The sequence below is a fragment of the Pseudomonas sp. MIL9 genome, assembly GCF_016887925.1.
GTDB lineage: Bacteria > Pseudomonadota > Gammaproteobacteria > Pseudomonadales > Pseudomonadaceae > Aquipseudomonas > Aquipseudomonas mohnii.
Genome location: NZ_JAFEHE010000027.1, coordinates 26,509 through 44,118, shown reverse-complemented (window position 1 = coordinate 44,118; position 17,610 = coordinate 26,509). Strand labels below are relative to the sequence as shown.

General features: G+C 61.7%; 16 protein-coding genes. 6 read left to right on the top strand and 10 right to left on the bottom strand.

Features of this window, described 5'->3' with window-relative positions; genetic code table 11:
• Nucleotides 1–42 precede the first annotated feature (42 nt).
• The 3 genes from JQF37_RS25645 to JQF37_RS25635 all read left to right on the top strand — a co-directional run bounded on the left by JQF37_RS25645 (nt 43) and on the right by JQF37_RS25635 (nt 3,067).
• The gene (locus tag JQF37_RS25645; protein ID WP_204149812.1) at nt 43–852 is read left to right on the top strand and encodes a TatD family hydrolase; all 810 of its coding nucleotides are present in this window, start codon (nt 43–45) and stop codon (nt 850–852) included.
• 137 nt (nt 853–989) lie between these two features.
• Complete coding sequence (locus tag JQF37_RS25640; protein ID WP_204149811.1) at nt 990–2,471, top strand: methyl-accepting chemotaxis protein; 1,482 nt, start codon at nt 990–992, stop codon at nt 2,469–2,471.
• Between the two features lie 230 nt (nt 2,472–2,701).
• A complete protein-coding gene (locus JQF37_RS25635) occupies nt 2,702–3,067 on the top strand; it encodes a terminase (protein WP_047527128.1) in 366 nt (121 codons plus the stop codon).
• On the opposite strand, the gene JQF37_RS25630 is transcribed toward JQF37_RS25635, so the two are convergent.
• From JQF37_RS25630 to JQF37_RS25620, 3 genes are all read right to left on the bottom strand, one after another.
• Nucleotides 3,068–3,865, bottom strand: a complete 798-nt coding sequence (locus tag JQF37_RS25630; protein WP_204149810.1) for a thioesterase family protein — start codon at nt 3,863–3,865, stop codon at nt 3,068–3,070.
• A gap of 118 nt (nt 3,866–3,983) precedes the next feature.
• Nucleotides 3,984–4,751: a CHAD domain-containing protein gene (locus tag JQF37_RS25625; protein WP_204149809.1), complete on the bottom strand. Its 768-nt coding sequence runs from the start codon at nt 4,749–4,751 to the stop codon at nt 3,984–3,986.
• Nucleotides 4,752–4,797: 46 nt separating this feature from the next.
• Nucleotides 4,798–5,076 (bottom strand): hypothetical protein, encoded by a 279-nt coding sequence (locus JQF37_RS25620; protein WP_034150181.1) that lies wholly within the window; start codon nt 5,074–5,076, stop codon nt 4,798–4,800.
• Nucleotides 5,077–5,297: 221 nt separating this feature from the next.
• On the opposite strand from JQF37_RS25620, the gene JQF37_RS25615 reads away from it, so the two are divergent.
• On the top strand, nt 5,298–6,338 hold the full coding sequence (locus JQF37_RS25615; protein ID WP_103405306.1) for a patatin-like phospholipase family protein: 1,041 nt from the start codon (nt 5,298–5,300) through the stop codon (nt 6,336–6,338).
• 125 nt (nt 6,339–6,463) lie between these two features.
• On the opposite strand, the gene JQF37_RS25610 is transcribed toward JQF37_RS25615, so the two are convergent.
• From JQF37_RS25610 to kdpF, 6 genes are all read right to left on the bottom strand, one after another.
• Nucleotides 6,464–7,177, bottom strand: a complete 714-nt coding sequence (locus JQF37_RS25610) for a response regulator (protein ID WP_204149808.1) — start codon at nt 7,175–7,177, stop codon at nt 6,464–6,466.
• Nucleotides 7,178–7,226: 49 nt separating this feature from the next.
• The gene (locus JQF37_RS25605; RefSeq protein WP_130210874.1) at nt 7,227–9,878 is read right to left on the bottom strand and encodes a sensor histidine kinase KdpD; all 2,652 of its coding nucleotides are present in this window, start codon (nt 9,876–9,878) and stop codon (nt 7,227–7,229) included.
• A 138-nt stretch (nt 9,879–10,016) separates the two neighbouring features.
• A complete protein-coding gene (gene kdpC, locus JQF37_RS25600) occupies nt 10,017–10,562 on the bottom strand; it encodes a potassium-transporting ATPase subunit KdpC (protein ID WP_204149807.1) in 546 nt (181 codons plus the stop codon).
• 145 nt (nt 10,563–10,707) lie between these two features.
• Nucleotides 10,708–12,765 (bottom strand): potassium-transporting ATPase subunit KdpB, encoded by a 2,058-nt coding sequence (kdpB, locus tag JQF37_RS25595; RefSeq protein WP_204149806.1) that lies wholly within the window; start codon nt 12,763–12,765, stop codon nt 10,708–10,710.
• A gap of 10 nt (nt 12,766–12,775) precedes the next feature.
• Nucleotides 12,776–14,470: a potassium-transporting ATPase subunit KdpA gene (gene kdpA, locus JQF37_RS25590; RefSeq protein ID WP_204149805.1), complete on the bottom strand. Its 1,695-nt coding sequence runs from the start codon at nt 14,468–14,470 to the stop codon at nt 12,776–12,778.
• An 8-nt stretch (nt 14,471–14,478) separates the two neighbouring features.
• Nucleotides 14,479–14,568: a K(+)-transporting ATPase subunit F gene (kdpF, locus tag JQF37_RS25585; RefSeq protein ID WP_007899818.1), complete on the bottom strand. Its 90-nt coding sequence runs from the start codon at nt 14,566–14,568 to the stop codon at nt 14,479–14,481.
• Between the two features lie 405 nt (nt 14,569–14,973).
• Here kdpF and eat point away from each other — a divergent pair, with 405 nt between their 5' ends.
• Nucleotides 14,974–16,338 (top strand): ethanolamine permease, encoded by a 1,365-nt coding sequence (gene eat, locus JQF37_RS25580; protein ID WP_204149804.1) that lies wholly within the window; start codon nt 14,974–14,976, stop codon nt 16,336–16,338.
• Nucleotides 16,339–16,463: 125 nt separating this feature from the next.
• Nucleotides 16,464–16,631, top strand: coding sequence for a DUF2897 family protein (locus JQF37_RS25575; RefSeq protein ID WP_198132692.1), 168 nt, complete (start codon nt 16,464–16,466; stop codon nt 16,629–16,631).
• A 118-nt stretch (nt 16,632–16,749) separates the two neighbouring features.
• On the opposite strand, the gene JQF37_RS25570 is transcribed toward JQF37_RS25575, so the two are convergent.
• Entirely contained in the window at nt 16,750–17,601 is an 852-nt protein-coding gene (locus tag JQF37_RS25570) for a DUF1989 domain-containing protein (RefSeq protein WP_204149803.1), read from the bottom strand.
• Nucleotides 17,602–17,610: the final 9 nt, after the last annotated feature.

Genomic DNA, 17,610 nt, shown 5'->3' with positions numbered 1-17,610 from the left:
CAGCTCTGATATGCTTTCCGGCCTTTGGTCCGAGGTAGCACCATGCAACTCATCGATATCGGCGTCAACCTGACCAACCCCAGTTTCGCCGACAAACACCAGGCTGTACTCGACCGCGCCTACGCCGCCGGCGTCTGCCAATTGGTGCTCACCGGCACCAGCGTCGAGGGTAGCGAACAGGCGCTGGAGTTGTGCCAACAACTGGATGAAAGCGCTCAACGGCTGTTCGCCACCGCCGGTATTCACCCCCATTCGGCCAGCGACTGGAATGCAGACAGCGCCCGGCGTCTGCGCAGCTTGCTCAAGGAACCGAACGTGGTTGCCGTGGGCGAGTGCGGACTGGACTTCAATCGCGACTTTTCTCCGCGCCCGCAGCAGGAAAAAGTCCTCGAGGAACATCTGGCGCTGGCAGTCGAATTGCAATTGCCCGTGTTCCTTCACGAGCGCGACGCCAGCCAGCGTTTGCTGGACATCCTGCGCGACTTCCGCGATCAACTACCCGCCGCCGTGGTGCATTGCTTCACCGGCGAACGCAAGGCGCTGTTCAGTTACCTCGACCTGCACTTGCACATCGGTATCACTGGCTGGATCTGCGACGAACGCCGAGGCACTCATTTGCATCCGCTGGTGAAAGAGATCAAGCGCGGACGCCTGATGCTGGAAAGCGATGCCCCCTATCTGCTGCCACGCAGCCTGCGACCCAAGCCGAAGAACGGTCGCAATGAACCGGCCTACCTGACCGAAGTGCTGCGCGAAGTGGCGTTGCATCGCGCAGAGAGCCTGGAAGATGTGGCCGCCCACACGACCGCCTGTGCGCGGGCGTTCTATGGTCTGCCTTCCATCCCGGAATAAAACACACCTCCTGTGGGAGCAAGTTTGCCCACAGGGTAAAGGGTGGCCCATTGACGCATGTCAACATTCGTCAGGCTGCATAGCGGCACAATAATGGCACCTTGCCAATGCTGTTTCCGCTATCAGAGAAAACCTCCATGGGTGCCTGGCTTAGCAATATCTCGCTGAAATACAAATTCTGGGCGGTGAATGCCGTCGCCTTCGTCACCACGCTGCTGCTGGTGCTGTACGCCGTGCAGCTCGAACAGCAAGCCCGGATTCAGACCGCCCAGGCATCGGCCCAGGCCCAGGCACGATTGCTCAGTGCCTGGCCCATGGGGCAGCCACTCCCGAAAGCGGACAATGTCCTGATCTCCGATCACGGTCGTGCCCCGCTGCTCAACGAGCAGCCTGTGCTGGAACTGACCGATGCCAAGGGCTGGGTCGAGATCGACAGCATGCCCTTGTTCGGTGACAACCTGCTCATAGGCGCCGAGGTATTCACCCGCGCCGACGGCCAACAAGTCGCGGTGATTGCCCATGGCCCGAGCCTCAGCCAAGTGTTCAGCGAGCGTTTTGCCAACTACGCGGTCGCCGTGTTCATCCTGATGCTGGCGATGCTCGGTGCTTCGCAACTGCTGATCCGCTTCCTGCTCAGCCAGCTCAACACCTTGAAAGACGTGATGCTCCACGTCGAAAAAACCGGCGACCTCTCGGCCCGCGTCCCACTGGCGTGCAGCGACGAAGTCGGGCAAATGGCCAATGCCTTCAACGCCATGCAGGCCGGCTATCAACGGGTGGTCAACACCGTCGCCAATACCGCCCGGCAACTGGATGACGGCGCCGCGCAGCTGGCGTCGAGCATGAATGACGTGCGCCAGGGCATGCTCGGTCAGCAAAGCGAAACCGATCAGGCCGCCACGGCAATCAATGAAATGACCGCCACCGTCTACCACATCGCCCAGCACGCGGGCGCCACCCGTGACCTCTCGCAATCGGCCGACACCCTGGCCGGCAGCGGGCATGAAGTAGTGATGCGCGTGCAGAAGTCGATTGCCGGGTTGTCGACCGGGGTGCAGCAGACCGCCGAAATGATTCAGCGCCTGGCCGAGGACAGTCAAAAAATCAATGGTGTGGTCAATGTGATTCACAGCATTGCCGAGCAGACCAACCTGCTGGCGTTGAACGCTGCGATTGAGGCGGCCCGTGCCGGTGAAATGGGTCGAGGATTTGCCGTGGTCGCCGATGAGGTACGCAACCTGGCCAAACGCGTGCAGACCTCCACCGACGAAATCACCGTGATGGTGTCCGCGTTGCAGGCCGGTACCCGGGATGCCGTGGACTTCATGCAGGAGAGCTCGTTCAAGGCCGACGACTGCGTGCAACAGGCGCAGGAAGCCGGCGCGGCGCTGGCGGAAATCACCGGCGCGGTGGCGCAAATGCGTGAAAGCAATACGCAGATCGCGGTGGCGGCCGAGCAGCAGAGTCAGGTGGCGGAGGAGATGAATCGGGCGGTGGTGAGCATTCGCGATGTCACCGAGAACACGGTGCGGCAGACCGTCAATTCGGCAACAACCAGCAATGACCTGGCGGCGTTGGCCGGGGAGTTGAGCAGGGCCATAGGGCAACTCAAGCTCTAAGGGACTCATCGCGAGCAGGCTCGCTCCCACAGGGGATAATCAGCGGCCACATATTTTGTGTCTGACAAAACGCCATTGTGGGAGCGAACTTGCTCTCGAAGAGGCTGGCCCGCTCGGCATCAATATTGACCATGACCTCTATCACCTCCATAGCCAACCTTGATTCGCCGCTCGCATCAGCCAGACCTATTCTTTATTCATGTGTTCAACATGGATCGAGGATAAACATCATGGGTAAACGTCACCCCAACCTTCCCGCCTGGCAATGGCGCGCCTACCCGAACAATCATCAGCATCCGACCAATCTGGTGTTACACCTGATTGCCGTGCCGCTGTTCATCCTGGGGTTCCTGTTGATTGTTACCGGGGTGTTCGGCTTGAGTTTCGTGAACATCGCCATCGGCGTGATCGGCCTGTTGGCCGCGCTGGCCTTGCAACGTCACGGCCACAGCCTGGAGGCGCAAGCGTCCGAGCCGTTCAGTGATCGCAAGGATGCCGTCTCGCGCCTGCTGGTCGAGCAGTTCCTGACATTCCCACGGTTTTTCTTCAGCGGCGGCTGGTGGCGCGCCTGGCGGGAGCGCCACCGCCGTCATTGATCAGGCGAACACCGTCACGGTCTGCCGGCTCATGGCAATCAACCGCCCCCGCGCATCCCACAGGTTCGCGGCGGCATGGCCGTAGCCGTCGGCGGCGTGTTCGGTTTCGACGAGGTATTTGCACCAGTCCAGGGTGCTCAGTTCGAGCAATGGCTGCACGAACTCGATGGTCCAGGTCAGGGTGCTGCCCATCGCCGGCTTCTTCAGAAACGGCATCAGCGCCGGCGGCCAGGCGTCGACCAGGGCCAGGATGTGCGACTCCGTGACCGCCTCTTCCTTCACATCGCCACGCAAGCGCACCCAGCCGCCCATCTCACGGGATGTGTTGCCCGTGAACGGCAGCCCGCCGACACTCCAGCGCATCGCCAGATGCCGCATGAATTCCGGGGTCACGCCCTTGACGTAGGGCAGCTCCTGGCAGTCATCCCAGTTTTTCATTTCCGGGGCCGGTTGCGCCGTCACCGCCACTTCCGAAGGGCGCGAGGCGCCGAAACTGCCCTGGATCAAGGTCACCACCTGCCCCTTCTGCATCGCCCGGCCCAGCACCTGGCTGACGGCTTTGCCTTCGCGCAGCACATCGACTTCGAAACTGACCGGTACTTCCGGTTCGACCGGGCCTACGAAGGTGATCGCCAGCGAACGCACCTGCCGATCCGCTGGCACCCTGGCGCGCATGGCTTCGTATTGCAACGCAGCCACCAGACCACCGAAGCTGGCTCGCCCCTGTGCCCACTCAGCCGGAATCGACAACGCCAGGGGCTGGCGGCGGACGGCGTCAAGCAAATCGGAAAAACGCATGCAAACCTCAAGGGCAGGAAAAGGATCAGGGAATCTTAACCAGCCGGCGCGTCGGCCACAGTGATGATTACCGCCAAAGTGCACGACAGATAAGCCGTGCAGGAGGGCCGAGGAACAGTCAGGACTTGAAGCAGGCCTTGCTGAACTTGTCCAGGACACGATCGGCACGGAGCTCTGCCTTGACCATGGTGGTTTTCCAGACCGCGACACAAGGATGCAAATCCGCCTCCTGCTCGGCCCTGACCAGCCATTGCCAGCAATCGTGCCAATCGCCCAATGCCGCCTGGGCCGATCTCAGCCTGGGCAACGCCGCCTTCGGCAAACGGTCCAGCTCGGGGTAAGCTTCGATGCCATAGCGCACCCGCTTGATCAGCAGGCGCAAACGATGGCGGTCGTGGGCAGGATCGTGCAGCGCCTCGTCGAGTTTCTTCCACTGCTTGGCCAGGCGCCTGACGATGCGCTTGCGCAGGCCCTTGAGCAGATCCTGACGCTGGGCGGCCCGCAGGAAGCGCGGAAAGGCATCGAGAATTATCAGCAGCTGGTTGAGCTCGGGGCTTGCCGCCACCGCCGGATAGGCTTCGTCCATCTGCGCCATGCGTCGCTGAGCCGCTTCGGGTTGACCGTGCTGGAGCAAATACGCCGCCAGCACTTCGCGATCACGCAAGGGGGTGGTCAGGCTGCCGACCGCAGACGCTGCCGCTTCCAGCTGTTCGACACCGGGCAAGCCACGCAAGGGACGTAACAGGCTGCGCATGCGGCGCACCGTGGTACGCAGATCGTGCAGCGCTTCCGGATCGGTGCGGGCACTCAGGCGAGCCTGACAGGCCAGCAGACGAACCTCCAGCCCTAAAACCTGCGCCACCAACCGATCAATCAAGTCAGACATTGCTAGCTCCTTGAATCGAACTTCCCCAATGACCTTACATCATGCCTCAACGCCCTGCCCGTGACTCACGAATATAGAACCGGGCTTTCTCGGCCTTTTTGGTGCAACCTTCGAACCCTTCGAATTGCTGCTGGGTCTTGGCCGCAGTCAACAGCGACAAGGCCTTGGAGTAACTGACCGTCCCGGCGAAACCCTCGGCTTTGGCCAGGTCCAGTTCATGCCACGCCGCGTCAAGGTTGCTGCCACAACTATCGCGGTACGCGGTTTTTCCGGCGCAACCGGCCAGTGCCAGGGCAATCAAAGGCACACAAATCCAGGCTTTCATCACTCACACCTCAAAGATAGGTAAACAATTGTGCAGGTAGGACGGCCTGGGGCATGAAAAGTGCCGTCCATCGCCACCGCAAACTATAGCGTTCGAGAGAATAACCATCTGCCGCCATGGAGTATCGAAATAACGACGCGTTGACCCATCGAACGACCTTAACGATTGAAGCACGCCCCTCGATGGGTGCATTGTTGAACCATTCAAAACGAGGGCGATTCATGAAGAAGCGTGTCGCACTGGTACTGGGCTCAGGTGGAGCCCGCGGCTATGCCCATATTGGCGTTATTGAAGAGATCGAGCGGCGTGGCTACGACATCGCCTGCGTCGCCGGTTGCTCCATGGGCGCGGTGGTGGGTGGCATTTATGCCGCCGGCAAACTCAAGGAGTATCGCGACTGGATCGAGAGCCTGGATTACCTCGACGTATTGCGTCTGGTGGACGTCAGTTTTCGTCTGGGGGCGATTCGTGGAGAAAAGGTCTTCGGACGGATCCGCAAGATTGTCGGCGAGATCAATATCGAAGAGCTGCGCATCCCCTACACGGCGGTGGCCACCGACCTGACCAACCAGCAGGAAATCTGGTTCCAGGAAGGTTGCCTGCACCAGGCCATGCGGGCTTCGGCGGCGATTCCCAGCCTGTTTACCCCGGTGATGCAAGGCAATCGCATGCTGGTGGACGGCGGCATTCTCAATCCGCTGCCGATCGTGCCGGTGGTGTCGAGCCATTGCGATTTGATCATCGCGGTCAACCTCAACTCCACCAACCAGCGCCATTACCAACTGCCGGTGATCCAGCGGCCCGCCGCGTTCAGGAGCCGCTTCGACAGCCTGATCAGTTCCCTCGGTTCGAAGCTGCCGTTCCGGCGCAAGCAGGCCGAACAATTGTTGCTGCTGGAAAGAGAAGCGTTGATGGCCGAAGCCGCCGAGATCAACCCCTGGGTCGAATCCGCCGAACCCGAAGCCCAGCAACCGGCTGCCGCGCCGGAACGCGACGGAGCACCGAAGTCAGCCACCGGTTCATTCATCATCGACAACGTCGGGCCGGCGTCGTTGCTGGATTTGATCAACCAGAGTTTCGAGGTGATGCAGACGTCCCTGGCGCAGTACAAGATTGCCGGGTATCCGCCGGACATCCTGATCAACGTGCCGAAGCGGGTGTGCCGGTTTTTCGAGTTTTACAAGGCGCCTGAGCTGATCGCACTGGGACGGGAGATTGCGCGGGATACGCTGGATCGGTATGAGAGCGAGCGCGAGTCCTGAGATTTCTCGAGTCGACGCAATGGCCTCATCGCTGGCAAGCCAGCTCCCACAAGTTCAGTGGCCTTCACAAATGTTGTGTTCAGCTCAAGCCTGTGGGAGCCGGGCTTGCCCGCGATGGGGCCCGATCAGCCAGAACCTGCCTGAAGACCACCCTCACTCAACAACCGATACCCCACGCCCGCCTCGGTCACGATAAACCGCGGCTGGGTCGGGTCGTCCGCCAGCTTCTGCCGCAAATGCCCCACCACGATCCGCAAATAGTGACTGTCCTCGGTGTGGGTCGGTCCCCAAATGTCCTTGAGCAATTGCTGCTGGGTGATGACCCGCCCCGGATGCCGCGCCAGTTGCGCCAGCACCGCGTACTCCTTACGGGTCAGCGCGACTTCGGCGCCCTCGAGCAATACCCGGCGATAGGCCAGGTCCACGGTCAACGGGCCGAAGGTCAGCGCCGCTTGCTGAGCCTCACCCGCCGGCGCTTGCCGTAACAACGCACGTATTCGCGCCAAAAACTCTTGAATGCCGAACGGCTTGGTCACGTAGTCGTTGGCGCCACCATCCAGGGCTTCGACTTTCTGCCCTTCGCCGGCGCGAACCGAGAGCACCAGCACTGGCACCGTCGACCACTCGCGGAATTCGCGCAGCACTTGTTGGCCATCCATATCCGGCAGCCCAAGGTCGAGCACCAACAGGTCCGGTTTGTTCAAGGCTGCCTGGGCCAGGCCTTCGGTGCCAGTGCCGGCCTCCAGCACTTTGTAGCCCTGGGAAGCGAGGCTGATACGCAGGAATTTGCGGATCTGCGGTTCATCGTCGATGACCAAAATGGTCGCAGTCTGGCTCATGGTTTCCGGTCGCGGCATAGAGAGATCCAAAGGGTATCAGGCTTCACTTTCAACGTTCACTTTCAAAGGCAGGCTGTTCCTGCAACGGCAAGTGCAAGGTGATGCAGGTGCCACGTCCTTCGATGCCGTCGGCGACGCTGATACGACCGCCATGGGCGCCGACCATGCCCTGACAGATCGCCAGCCCCAGCCCTGTGCCCTGCCCGCCGCGATCACCGCGCGCGGCGGTGTAGAACATGTCGAAAATCTTCGCTCGCTCAGCCTCGGGAATGCCCGGTCCTTCATCGCTTACCGAGAAAAACAGCTCTTGGTCAACGACACCGGCGCGCAATTGCAGACGGCCATGCAACGGCGAGAAACGTGCGGCGTTTTCCAGCACGTTGATCAGTGCCTGTTCGATCAGTGCGGCGTGGACATACAGCAGCGGCAACTCCGCCGGGACCTCGACACTGACCTGCAACGGCGCCAGCACCGCACGCAGGCGATTGAGCGAACTGCCAACGATGTCGGCCGGCGACACCCAGTCCCGCGCCAGCTTCAAGGCACCGTGACCGAGGCGGGTCATGTCCAGCAGATTTTGAATATAACGGTCCAGGCGCTCGGCCTCATCGCGGGTGCCTTCGAGCAATTCGCGGCGATCCTCCAGCGGGATCGCTTCACCGAGGGCCAACAAACTGTCGATGCTGCCGCGCATGGAAGTCAGGGGCGTGCGTAAATCGTGGGACACCGAGGCCAACAAGGCGCTGCGCAGTTGTTCGGTCTCGCCGTGCAGCCGTGCGGCTTCCAGATCATCGGCCAATTGCGCGCGAGCCAGAGCCTGGGCCAACGGTTGACTCAACGCGGTCAACAAACGACGACGCTGGCCGCTCAAGGTCTGGCCTTCCTTGGCGCACACGCCGAGCAGCGCCAGCGGTCCATCCTCCACCGACAATGGCCACCACCACCAGCGCCCAAACGGCAGCGTGCCGGTGCCGGCACCGGCCGGTTGATCGTGTTGCCAAGCCCAATCGGCGGCGGCGCGTTCGGCCTCGGTAAACTCCAGCGGACCACCGGTTTCGACTTTCCAGCCGCTTTGACCGTCGCGATTGAGCAGGCACAGTTGCAGGTCACTCCAGCCGTTGAGGTGCTGGGCGGCGGCGCTGATCACGGCCTGACGGTCAGTGGCGGCGGTGAGCTTGCGTGACAGGTCGAGCAGTTCGGTGGTTTCTTCCTGGGTATCGCGCAAGGCTTCCAATTGCCGGCGCTGGCGCGCCGCGAGGTTGCCGGTGAGGGCCGCCATCAGCAGGAAGAACAGCAAGGTGAGCACGTCTTCTTCGCGCTGGATGCTGAAGGAAAAATTCGGCGGAATGAACAGGAAGTCATAGGTCAGAAACGACAACGCGGCGCAGGCCAGCGCCGGCCCGAGACTGCTGCGCACCGCCACCAGCAACACCGCGGCGAGGAACACCAGCGAGATGTTCGGCAACGGCAAAATACTGGCCACTCCCCAGGCCAGGGCACTGGCCAGAATCGTCGCCACCACCGCCAGCGCATAATCGAACCAGACCAGCGAGTGCGCCGGTCGTTGGCGGGGCAGATAATTTTCTTCGTCACTGGCAAGGATGTTGATTTCCAACCCGTGTGCATCGCGCAACAAGCGTGCCGCCAGCCCGCCACCAAACAACCGCCGACGCAGTCGCGGCCGGGACTGGCCGACCAATACCAGGCTGGCGCGGCGCTCGGCAGCGTGCTTGATCAGCGTCTTCGCCACCTCGCCAGCGCGCAGTTGCACCACCTCGCCGCCCAGGCGTTCAGCCAGTTGCTGGGCACTTTGCAGACGCAGGCGCGATTGCTCGTCACGCACACTGCCGTTGTCCACATGCACCAGGCTCCAGGGCAGGTGCCGGCGCTGGGCGACACGGCTGGCGTGTCGTACCAGGCGCTCGGCCTGGGCATCGCCGTCGACCCCTACCAACAGGCGTCCCCGTACGGCCGGCGCGGCTTGACCCATCTGGCGATAACCCTGGGCCAGATCGTTATCGATCTGGGCCGCCGCGGTTTGCATCGCCAGTTCGCGCAGGGCGGTGAGGTTGGTCTGGGTGAAAAATGCATCGATAGCCGCCCGCGCCTGCTCCGGCACGTAGACCTTGCCGTCGCGCAGACGCTCGAGCAGTTCCCGTGGCGGCAGGTCGATCAGCAGCAGTTCGTAGGCTTCTTGCAGCACCCAGTCCGGCAACGTCTCGCGCACCTGCACGCCGGTAATGCCACGGACCTGATCGTTGAGGCTTTCCAGGTGCTGGACGTTGACGGTGGTGAACACGTCGATGCCGGCGGCGAGCAATTCCTGAATGTCCTGCCAGCGTTTGGCGTGGCGACTGCCGGGGGCGTTGCTGTGGGCCAGTTCGTCCACCAGCACCAGTTTCGGTTTGGCCGCGAGCAGGCCGTCGAGGTCCATCTCTTCGAGCATCACGCCACGGTATTCCGAGCGCACCAAGGGTTGCTGTGGCAAGCCGCCGAGCAACGCTTCGGTTTCGGCGCGACCGTGGGTTTCCACCACACCGGCAATGACTTTCACGCCTTGGCGCAGTTGGGTGTGCGCTGCTTGCAACATGGCGTAGGTCTTGCCGACACCGGGTGCCGCACCGAGGAAAACCTTGAGTCGGCCACGGCCATCCCGGGGCAGGTCTGCTAACAGCGCGTCGGCGCGGCCGGAGTCGCTCATGCTTGAAGCTCACTTATTCAGATATTGATGGGGCGATTGTTCTATTGCCATCGCGGGCAAGCCCGCTCCCACAAGGTTCTCCAAAAACTGAAAAACCCTTTGGGAGCGGGCTTGCCCGCGATTGGCGGCGCCATTCACTTACAGCTTTTCGAGGGCCAGATTCAACGCCAGCACATTCACCACCGGCGGCCCTACCAACGGTTGCTCGATGTGCGCATTCATCAATTGCTCAAGCGTAGACACCGGTACGTTGCGCGCCGCCGCGACACGCGCCAGTTGATAGGCAATCGCCGCCGGTGGCAAGTGTGGATCGAGACCACTGCCGGAGGTGGTAATCAGCGCCAACGGCACCGGGCCCTGACCGGGTACGAGCAGTTTATTGGCATCGTCGATCACCCGAGTGGCCAGCGCCGGGTTGCTCGGCGACAGGTTGCTGGCACTGCTCGACACGGTGGCAAATGCACCGGCCGATGGCCGTGGGTGGAACCAGGCGTCGCCCACGAAATCCTGGGCGATCAGTGCAGAGCCCCGAACCTTGCCCTGGGCATCGCGCACCAGGCTGCCATTGGCTTGATCCGGGAACGCAACCTGGGCCACGCCAGTGACCACCAAGGGGTAAGCCACGCCGGTGATCAGGGTCATCAAAACCAACAGGCTCAAGGCCGGACGTATCATTGTGGACATTTCAAAAATCCTCGAATTCGCAGGAAAACCTGTAGGAGCGAGCTTGCTCGCGATGGATCTGAAGGCGCCGCGCTTTGTCAGAAAGGGCGCGTTATCGTTGACCACCATCGCGAGCGGGCTCGCTCCTACAGTGGGGGGTGTCAGATCAAACCAGGTGCAACGCCGTCAACAACATGTCGATCGCCTTGATGCCCACGAACGGCACCAGAATCCCGCCCAGCCCGTAGATCAGCAGATTGCGTCGCAGCAATGCCGCTGCACTGGCCGCCTGGACGCGTACACCGCGCAACGCCAGCGGAATCAGCACCACGATGATCAAGGCGTTGAACACGATCGCCGAGAGAATCGCGCTCTGCGGGCTGCTCAGGTGCATCACGTTCAACACGCCCAGTTGCGGGTAGATCGCGGCAAACAGCGCCGGCAAAATCGCGAAATACTTGGCCACGTCGTTGGCGATCGAGAAGGTCGTCAGCGCGCCGCGGGTCACCAGCAATTCCTTACCGATCTGCACCACGTCCAGCAGCTTGGTCGGATCGCTGTCGAGGTCGACCATGTTCGCCGCTTCACGGGCGGCCTGCGTGCCGTCGTTCATCGCCATGCCGACATCCGCCTGGGCCAGGGCCGGGGCGTCGTTGGCGCCGTCGCCGCACATGGCAACCAGGCGACCGTCGTTCTGCTCGTGACGGATGCGCGCCAGTTTTTTCTCCGGCGTGGCTTCGGCCAGCACGTCATCCACGCCCGCTTCGGCGGCAATCGCCGCAGCGGTCAGCGGGTTGTCGCCGGTCACCATGACCGTGCGAATCCCCAGTTTGCGCAACTCGGCGAAACGCTCGCGGATACCGGGCTTGACCACGTCCTTGAGGTGAATCACGCCGAGCAGTTTGCCGTCGGCACAGACCAGCAACGGGGTGCCGCCGCTCTGGGCGATCTTGTCGATTTCCCGCGACAGGGCCGGGGCCAGCTCGGCGCGTTTCTGACCAACGAACGCGAGCAGCGAATCCACCGCCCCCTTGCGGTACACGCGACCTTGATAGTCGACACCCGACAGGCGTGTTTCGGCGCTGAACGGCACGCCGGTGAGCAACTCAGCCCTCGGTTCGGGTTGTGGATGCAGGGCACGCAGGTATTCGACGATGGATTTGCCTTCGGCGGTGTCATCGGCCAGCGAGGCGAACAACGCACCTTCGGCCAGCTCTTTCGAGCTGACGCCCGGGGCCGCGTAAACTGCCGTGCAACGACGGTTACCGAAGGTGATGGTGCCGGTCTTGTCCAGCAACAGGACGTGCACGTCCCCCGCCGCTTCCACGGCGCGACCGGACTTGGCGATCACGTTCAGACGCACCAGGCGATCCATCCCGGCAATACCAATGGCCGACAACAGACCGCCGATGGTGGTCGGAATCAACGTGACCAATAACGCCACCAGGAACACCAGCGGCAGGCTGCCGTTGGCGAAGTGGGCGAACGGCTGCAGGGTGACGACCACCAGCAGGAAGATCAGGGTCAGGCCGATCAGCAGAATGTCGAGGGCCACTTCGTTCGGGGTTTTCTGGCGTTTGGCGCCTTCGACCAGCGCGATCATGCGGTCCAGGGTCGACTCACCGGGATTCGCGGTGATCTTCACCAGCAGCCAGTCGGACACCAGCCGTGTGTTGCCGGTGACAGCCGAACGGTCGCCGCCGGATTCGCGGATCACGGGTGCGGATTCGCCGGTAATCGCCGCTTCGTTGACCGCAGCGATGCCTTCGATCACCTCGCCGTCACCGGGGATCATCTCCCCCGCTTCGACGCGCACCACATCGCCCTTGCGCAGGCTGGTGGCCGGCACCACTTGAAAGGTGCCGTTGCTGGTTTTGCGGCGAGCGCTGAGGCCTTCACTGCCGGCCTTGAGGCTGTCGGCGCGGGCCTTGCCACGACCTTCGGCCAGGGCTTCGGCAAAGTTGGCGAACAGTACGGTGAACCACAGCCACACGGCGATTTGCGCGGCGACGAAGGTCGGCACCGCCGTGTCTGGAATGAAGCACAGCACGGTGGTCAGGATCGCAGTCAGTTCGACCACCAGCATCACTGGCGCACGCTGCAACTGGCGCGGGTCGAGCTTGACGAAGGCTTGCACCAGCGCCGGGCGCCAGAGGGCCGATATCGCGGTTTTCGGTTGCTCCGGCGCTTTCGCGGCGACGGTTTTGGTTACGGGCATATTCATCAAATAGTCCTCAGAAACCCATGCTCAAGTGTTCAGCGATTGGACCCAGCGCCAGGGTCGGCAGGAAGGTCAAACCACCCACCAGCAAAATGGTCACGGTCAGCAGGGTCACGAACAGCGGGCCGTGGGTCGGGAAGCTGTTCTGGCCGATCGGTGCGCTTTTCTTCATCGCCAGGCTGCCGGCCAGGGCCAGTACCGGGAGGATGTAGCCGAAGCGACCAATCAACATGCCCAGGCCCAGCATCAGGTTGTGGAACGGGGTGTTGGCGCCGAAGCCGCCGAATGCCGAACCATTGTTGGCACTGGCCGAGGTGTAGGCATAAAGCAACTGACTGAAACCGTGGGCACCCGGGTTGCTCACTGCTGCTACCGGGCCTGGCAGGCTGGCGGCAATCGCACCGAGTACCAGCACGCCGATCGGCATGACCATCAACGTCACCACCAACAGCTGCACTTCCCTGGCCTGCAGTTTCTTGCCGAGGTATTCCGGGGTACGGCCGATCATCAGGCCGGCCAGGAACACGGCGATCAGCACGTTGAGCAGCATGCCGTAGAGCCCGGCACCCACCCCGCCGAAGATCACTTCGCCGACCATCATGTTGACCAGCGCGACCATGCCGCTCAGCGGGTTAAGGCTGTCGTGCATGCCGTTGACCGAGCCGTTGGAGGCCGCAGTGGTAGTCACCGACCACAGCACAGTGGCGGTGGTGCCGAAGCGCGCTTCCTTGCCTTCCAGCGGTGCGGTCTGTTCGACAGCGACGTTGGTCAGTGCCGGATTCGGCTGGTATTCAGCCCACAGCGAGGTGGCGCCGCCGATCAGGAACAGCGCCAACATGCAGGCGATGATCGCGCGGCTCTGGCGCAGGTCTTTCACGTAGTGGCCGAAGGTGAACACCAGTGCTATGGGGATCAGAATGATCGACGACAGTTCGAACAGGTTGGCCCAGGCAGTCGGGTTCTCGAACGGATGCGCCGAGTTGACGCCGAAGAAGCCACCACCGTTGGTGCCCAATTGCTTGATCGCAATCTGGCTGGCAGCAGGACCGAGCGGAATCACCTGATCGACGCCTTGCATCGTCACGGCATTCACATACTGCGCGAAGGTTTGCGGCACACCCTGCCAGACCAGGTACAGCGCCAGCAGCAGGCACAGCGGCAACAAGCCGTAGAGGGTGGCGCGGGTCATGTCGACCCAGAAGTTGCCGAGGCTTTTGGTCGACTTGCGGCCAATGCCACGGCACAGCGCAACCAGCACAGCCAGACCAGTGGCGGCGCTGACGAAGTTCTGCACGGTGAGGCCGACCATCTGGCTCAGATAGCTCAACGACGCTTCGCCGCTGTAGGCCTGCCAGTTGGTGTTGGTCATGAAACTGACGGTGGTGTTGAACGCCAGTGTCCACTCCAGACCCGGCAGGTTTTGCGGGTTGAGTGGCAGGTGATCCTGGAACACCAGGATCGAGAACAGCAGCAAGAACCCTGCGAGGCTGAAGGCGAGCAAGGCCAGCGCGTACTTCTGCCAGCTCTGTTCGGCCTGCGGATCGACACCGGCCAACCGATAACAGCCACGCTCGACCGGGCCGAGGATCGGCGTCAACCAGGTACGCTGACCTTCCATGACCTTGTAGTAGAAGCGCCCGAGAAACGGCGCCGGGACCAATACCAACGCGAAAAACGCGAGGATCAGCCAATAGTCATAACTGTGCATAGCCGCTCCTAGTTCCGGTCCGCGCGCAACAGCGCAACCAACAGATAAATGAACAGCCCCACTGCCAGCAGCAGTGACACCCCGTCCAGAACGCTCATGGAAATTCTCCGTGTTACGGCGCATTGCCGCGTGTGGAGTCATTGTCGACAGGGAGGCTGTAAAGGAACGAGATCGAGGGGTGTGGCGGGGCATAAAGAAAGCGTAAAGAGTGGGTTTATGGCTTTATTACAGCGGTGTTCTGACGGGCGTTATCGCGAGCAAGCTCGCTCCCACCGTTGGAATGCGTCCGCCTTTTCAATGCGACACCCTGTGGGAGCGAGCTTGCTCGCGATGGCGGCATAACTGACGACGACGCTCTCATCTGGAGCAAAAAATACCGGCATACAGAGCCGAACATCCCCGATACGACAGCTTTCATCGCTTTACGACGGCAAATCACGAAATGGCACGCCCACTGCACACGCCCTCCCCCGAGCTGTCCAATCCGTTCAGGGAGCAAACGCATGAACACACAACTCAAACCCACGCTGGGCACCCTGCACTTGTGGGGCATTGCGGTCGGGCTGGTCATTTCCGGTGAATACTTCGGCTGGAGCTATGGCTGGGGCGTGGCCGGGACGCTGGGCTTTCTGGTGACCTCATTCATGGTCGCCACCATGTACACCTGCTTCATTTTCAGCTTCACCGAGCTGACCACGGCAATTCCCCATGCCGGTGGTCCGTTTGCCTACAGTCGCCGAGCCTTTGGCGAGAAAGGCGGATTGATCGCCGGGCTGGCGACGCTGATCGAGTTCGTCTTCGCCCCGCCGGCCATCGCCCTGGCCATTGGCGCCTACCTCAACGTGCAATTTCCCGCCCTCGACCCGAAACACGCTGCGGTCGGCGCGTACATCGTCTTCATGGGCCTGAACATCCTCGGAGTGAAACTCGCGGCGACCTTCGAACTGGTGGTCTGTGTGCTGGCCGTCGCGGAACTGCTGGTGTTCATGGGTGTGGTTGCGCCGGCGTTCAGCTTCAGCAACTTCGCCCTCAATGGCTGGGCCGGTTCCGATGTGTTCGGCGCACCGGCGATTGCCGGGATGTTCGCGGCGATTCCTTTCGCCATCTGGTTCTTCCTGGCCATCGAAGGCGCAGCCATGGCCGCCGAAGAGGCCAAGGACCCGAAACGCACGATTCCCAAGGCCTACATCAGCGGGATCCTGACCCTGGTGTTACTGGCGATGGGGGTGATGTTCTTCGCCGGTGGCGTCGGCGACTGGCGCACCCTGTCGAACATCAACGACCCGCTGCCACAGGCAATGAAAACCGTGGTCGGCGAAAGCTCGGGCTGGCTGCACATGCTGGTGTGGATCGGCCTGTTCGGGCTGGTGGCGAGTTTCCACGGGATTATCCTCGGTTACTCGCGGCAATTTTTCGCACTGGCCCGCGCCGGTTACCTGCCAGCCTCCCTGGCCAAACTGTCGCGTTTCCAGACACCGCACCGGGCGATCATTGCCGGCGGCGTGATCGGCATTGCAGCGATCTATAGCGATGGCCTGATCAACCTTGGCGGCATGACCCTGACGGCGGCGATGATCACCATGGCCGTGTTCGGCGCCATCGTGATGTACATCATGAGCATGCTCAGCCTGTTCAAACTACGCAAAACCGAGCCGAACCTGGAGCGCACCTTCCGCGCCCCGTGCTACCCACTGGTGCCGTTCATTGCATTGGTGCTCGCCGTGGTTTGCCTGGTGGCGATGGCGTGGTTCAACATGTTGATCGGGCTGATCTTCCTCGCATTCATGGCGGTTGGGTTCGTGTACTTCATGCTCACCGGGCAGTTACGTGCCAATGCGCCGGCGGATGCGATGTTGACCGGGCTTTAAAACAATCACAGTGCAGCTGACCTATCAGGCATAGAATGGAACCACTGCGAAAGTCATTCGCTCAAAGTGGTATGCACGCGCGGTTGTCGAACCTCGCCAACCGGCCTGCCTTCAAGGAGAGTCCTATGCCCTGGTATGCCTGGTTGATTCTGGTAATAGCCATCGGCTCCATCGTTGGCGGTTTGATGATGCTGCGTGACACCGCCAACAAGGTCGATCTGACCGATGAGCAACGTCGACGCGTAGCCGAGCGTAATGCGGAAGCGGACGCCAAGGATGCGCAGGACCGCTGAACAAAAAAACGCTGTGACTGACGGTTTTGTTTTGTGTGCGCAAATCAATGTGGCGAGGGGCCGCTTCGCGCCCCGGCGGGAGCAAGCTCCCTCGCCACAGCAGCTCTCCAAGACGTTTCTACTTTTCCCACTCAGCCTTCGCGATGTGCAAGCCGTGCATGCCTTTGTACGCTGCACGCTCAGGCTGGCTCCACCCCTCCAGCAATGATTCCTCCAACCGATAAATCTCCACGCCCAACGGACGGCAAACGCTGAGCGGATCCTGCGCGTCAGGCCCCCACATGGCCAACGACAGGTCTCCCCCCGGACAGGTCGACAGTGCACACAGCAAGTCGATCTCGGCGAAAAATTCCAGGTAATCGCCCTTCTTGGCCGGACAGGCTTTCATGAAGTACATGTCGTCGTGGTTCAGCCCCGTGCACTGGAAAATATTCAACACATCGTGCACGTCGAACTCGGTCAGGCCATGGGGCAGCACTGCACGGGTCAGGTTGGAGTGGCAGTGGTGGTGAAAATCTTCGCCGGTGAGCATTTTGTTCACATAGGGATCACAACGGGTGCCAAGCAAGTCGTGCAAACGACCTCCGTGTTCGTCGATGCCGTAGCCAGCCAGGCTGTCATCGGTGATAGTCACCAGCGGCCGCAAAAACGGCAGGTTCGACCAGAGCCGGTCATGGGTGCTGACGTGTGCGCCCTGTAGTTGCCGGGTGCGCGACGCCCACAAGCGCTCGCGCGGGTCGTTGGCATTCCAGACGTTGAAATCACCCACTTGCGGCCCGATGGGCGTCGTCACGCGAAACACATGGCCGGCCGGGACTTTCCAGGCGCGGCCGGTGCGAATCGGTACTTCGAAGGACTCGATCAGCGTGCGTCCGTCCTTCGCATCACGCACCCGCTCATAAAAGGCTTTATCCACCTGCAAGGCGGAGCCTTTGCTGACTTGATAGGCCGCCGGATAGTCTTTGTACATGGCACGAAT

Bases quoted from the DNA above. Each gene is read 5' to 3' on its own strand.
- JQF37_RS25645 (WP_204149812.1), top strand. From the start codon at position 43: ATGCAACTCATCGATATCGGCGTCAACCTGACCAACCCCAGTTTCGCC.
- JQF37_RS25640 (WP_204149811.1), top strand. From the start codon at position 990: ATGGGTGCCTGGCTTAGCAATATCTCGCTGAAATACAAATTCTGGGCG.
- JQF37_RS25635 (WP_047527128.1), top strand. From the start codon at position 2,702: ATGGGTAAACGTCACCCCAACCTTCCCGCCTGGCAATGGCGCGCCTAC.
- JQF37_RS25630 (WP_204149810.1), bottom strand. From the start codon at position 3,865: ATGCGTTTTTCCGATTTGCTTGACGCCGTCCGCCGCCAGCCCCTGGCG.
- JQF37_RS25625 (WP_204149809.1), bottom strand. From the start codon at position 4,751: ATGTCTGACTTGATTGATCGGTTGGTGGCGCAGGTTTTAGGGCTGGAG.
- JQF37_RS25620 (WP_034150181.1), bottom strand. From the start codon at position 5,076: ATGAAAGCCTGGATTTGTGTGCCTTTGATTGCCCTGGCACTGGCCGGT.
- JQF37_RS25615 (WP_103405306.1), top strand. From the start codon at position 5,298: ATGAAGAAGCGTGTCGCACTGGTACTGGGCTCAGGTGGAGCCCGCGGC.
- JQF37_RS25610 (WP_204149808.1), bottom strand. From the start codon at position 7,177: ATGAGCCAGACTGCGACCATTTTGGTCATCGACGATGAACCGCAGATC.
- JQF37_RS25605 (WP_130210874.1), bottom strand. From the start codon at position 9,878: ATGAGCGACTCCGGCCGCGCCGACGCGCTGTTAGCAGACCTGCCCCGG.
- kdpC (WP_204149807.1), bottom strand. From the start codon at position 10,562: ATGTCCACAATGATACGTCCGGCCTTGAGCCTGTTGGTTTTGATGACC.
- kdpB (WP_204149806.1), bottom strand. From the start codon at position 12,765: ATGAATATGCCCGTAACCAAAACCGTCGCCGCGAAAGCGCCGGAGCAA.
- kdpA (WP_204149805.1), bottom strand. From the start codon at position 14,470: ATGCACAGTTATGACTATTGGCTGATCCTCGCGTTTTTCGCGTTGGTA.
- kdpF (WP_007899818.1), bottom strand. From the start codon at position 14,568: ATGAGCGTTCTGGACGGGGTGTCACTGCTGCTGGCAGTGGGGCTGTTC.
- eat (WP_204149804.1), top strand. From the start codon at position 14,974: ATGAACACACAACTCAAACCCACGCTGGGCACCCTGCACTTGTGGGGC.
- JQF37_RS25575 (WP_198132692.1), top strand. From the start codon at position 16,464: ATGCCCTGGTATGCCTGGTTGATTCTGGTAATAGCCATCGGCTCCATC.
- JQF37_RS25570 (WP_204149803.1), bottom strand. From the start codon at position 17,601: ATGTACAAAGACTATCCGGCGGCCTATCAAGTCAGCAAAGGCTCCGCC.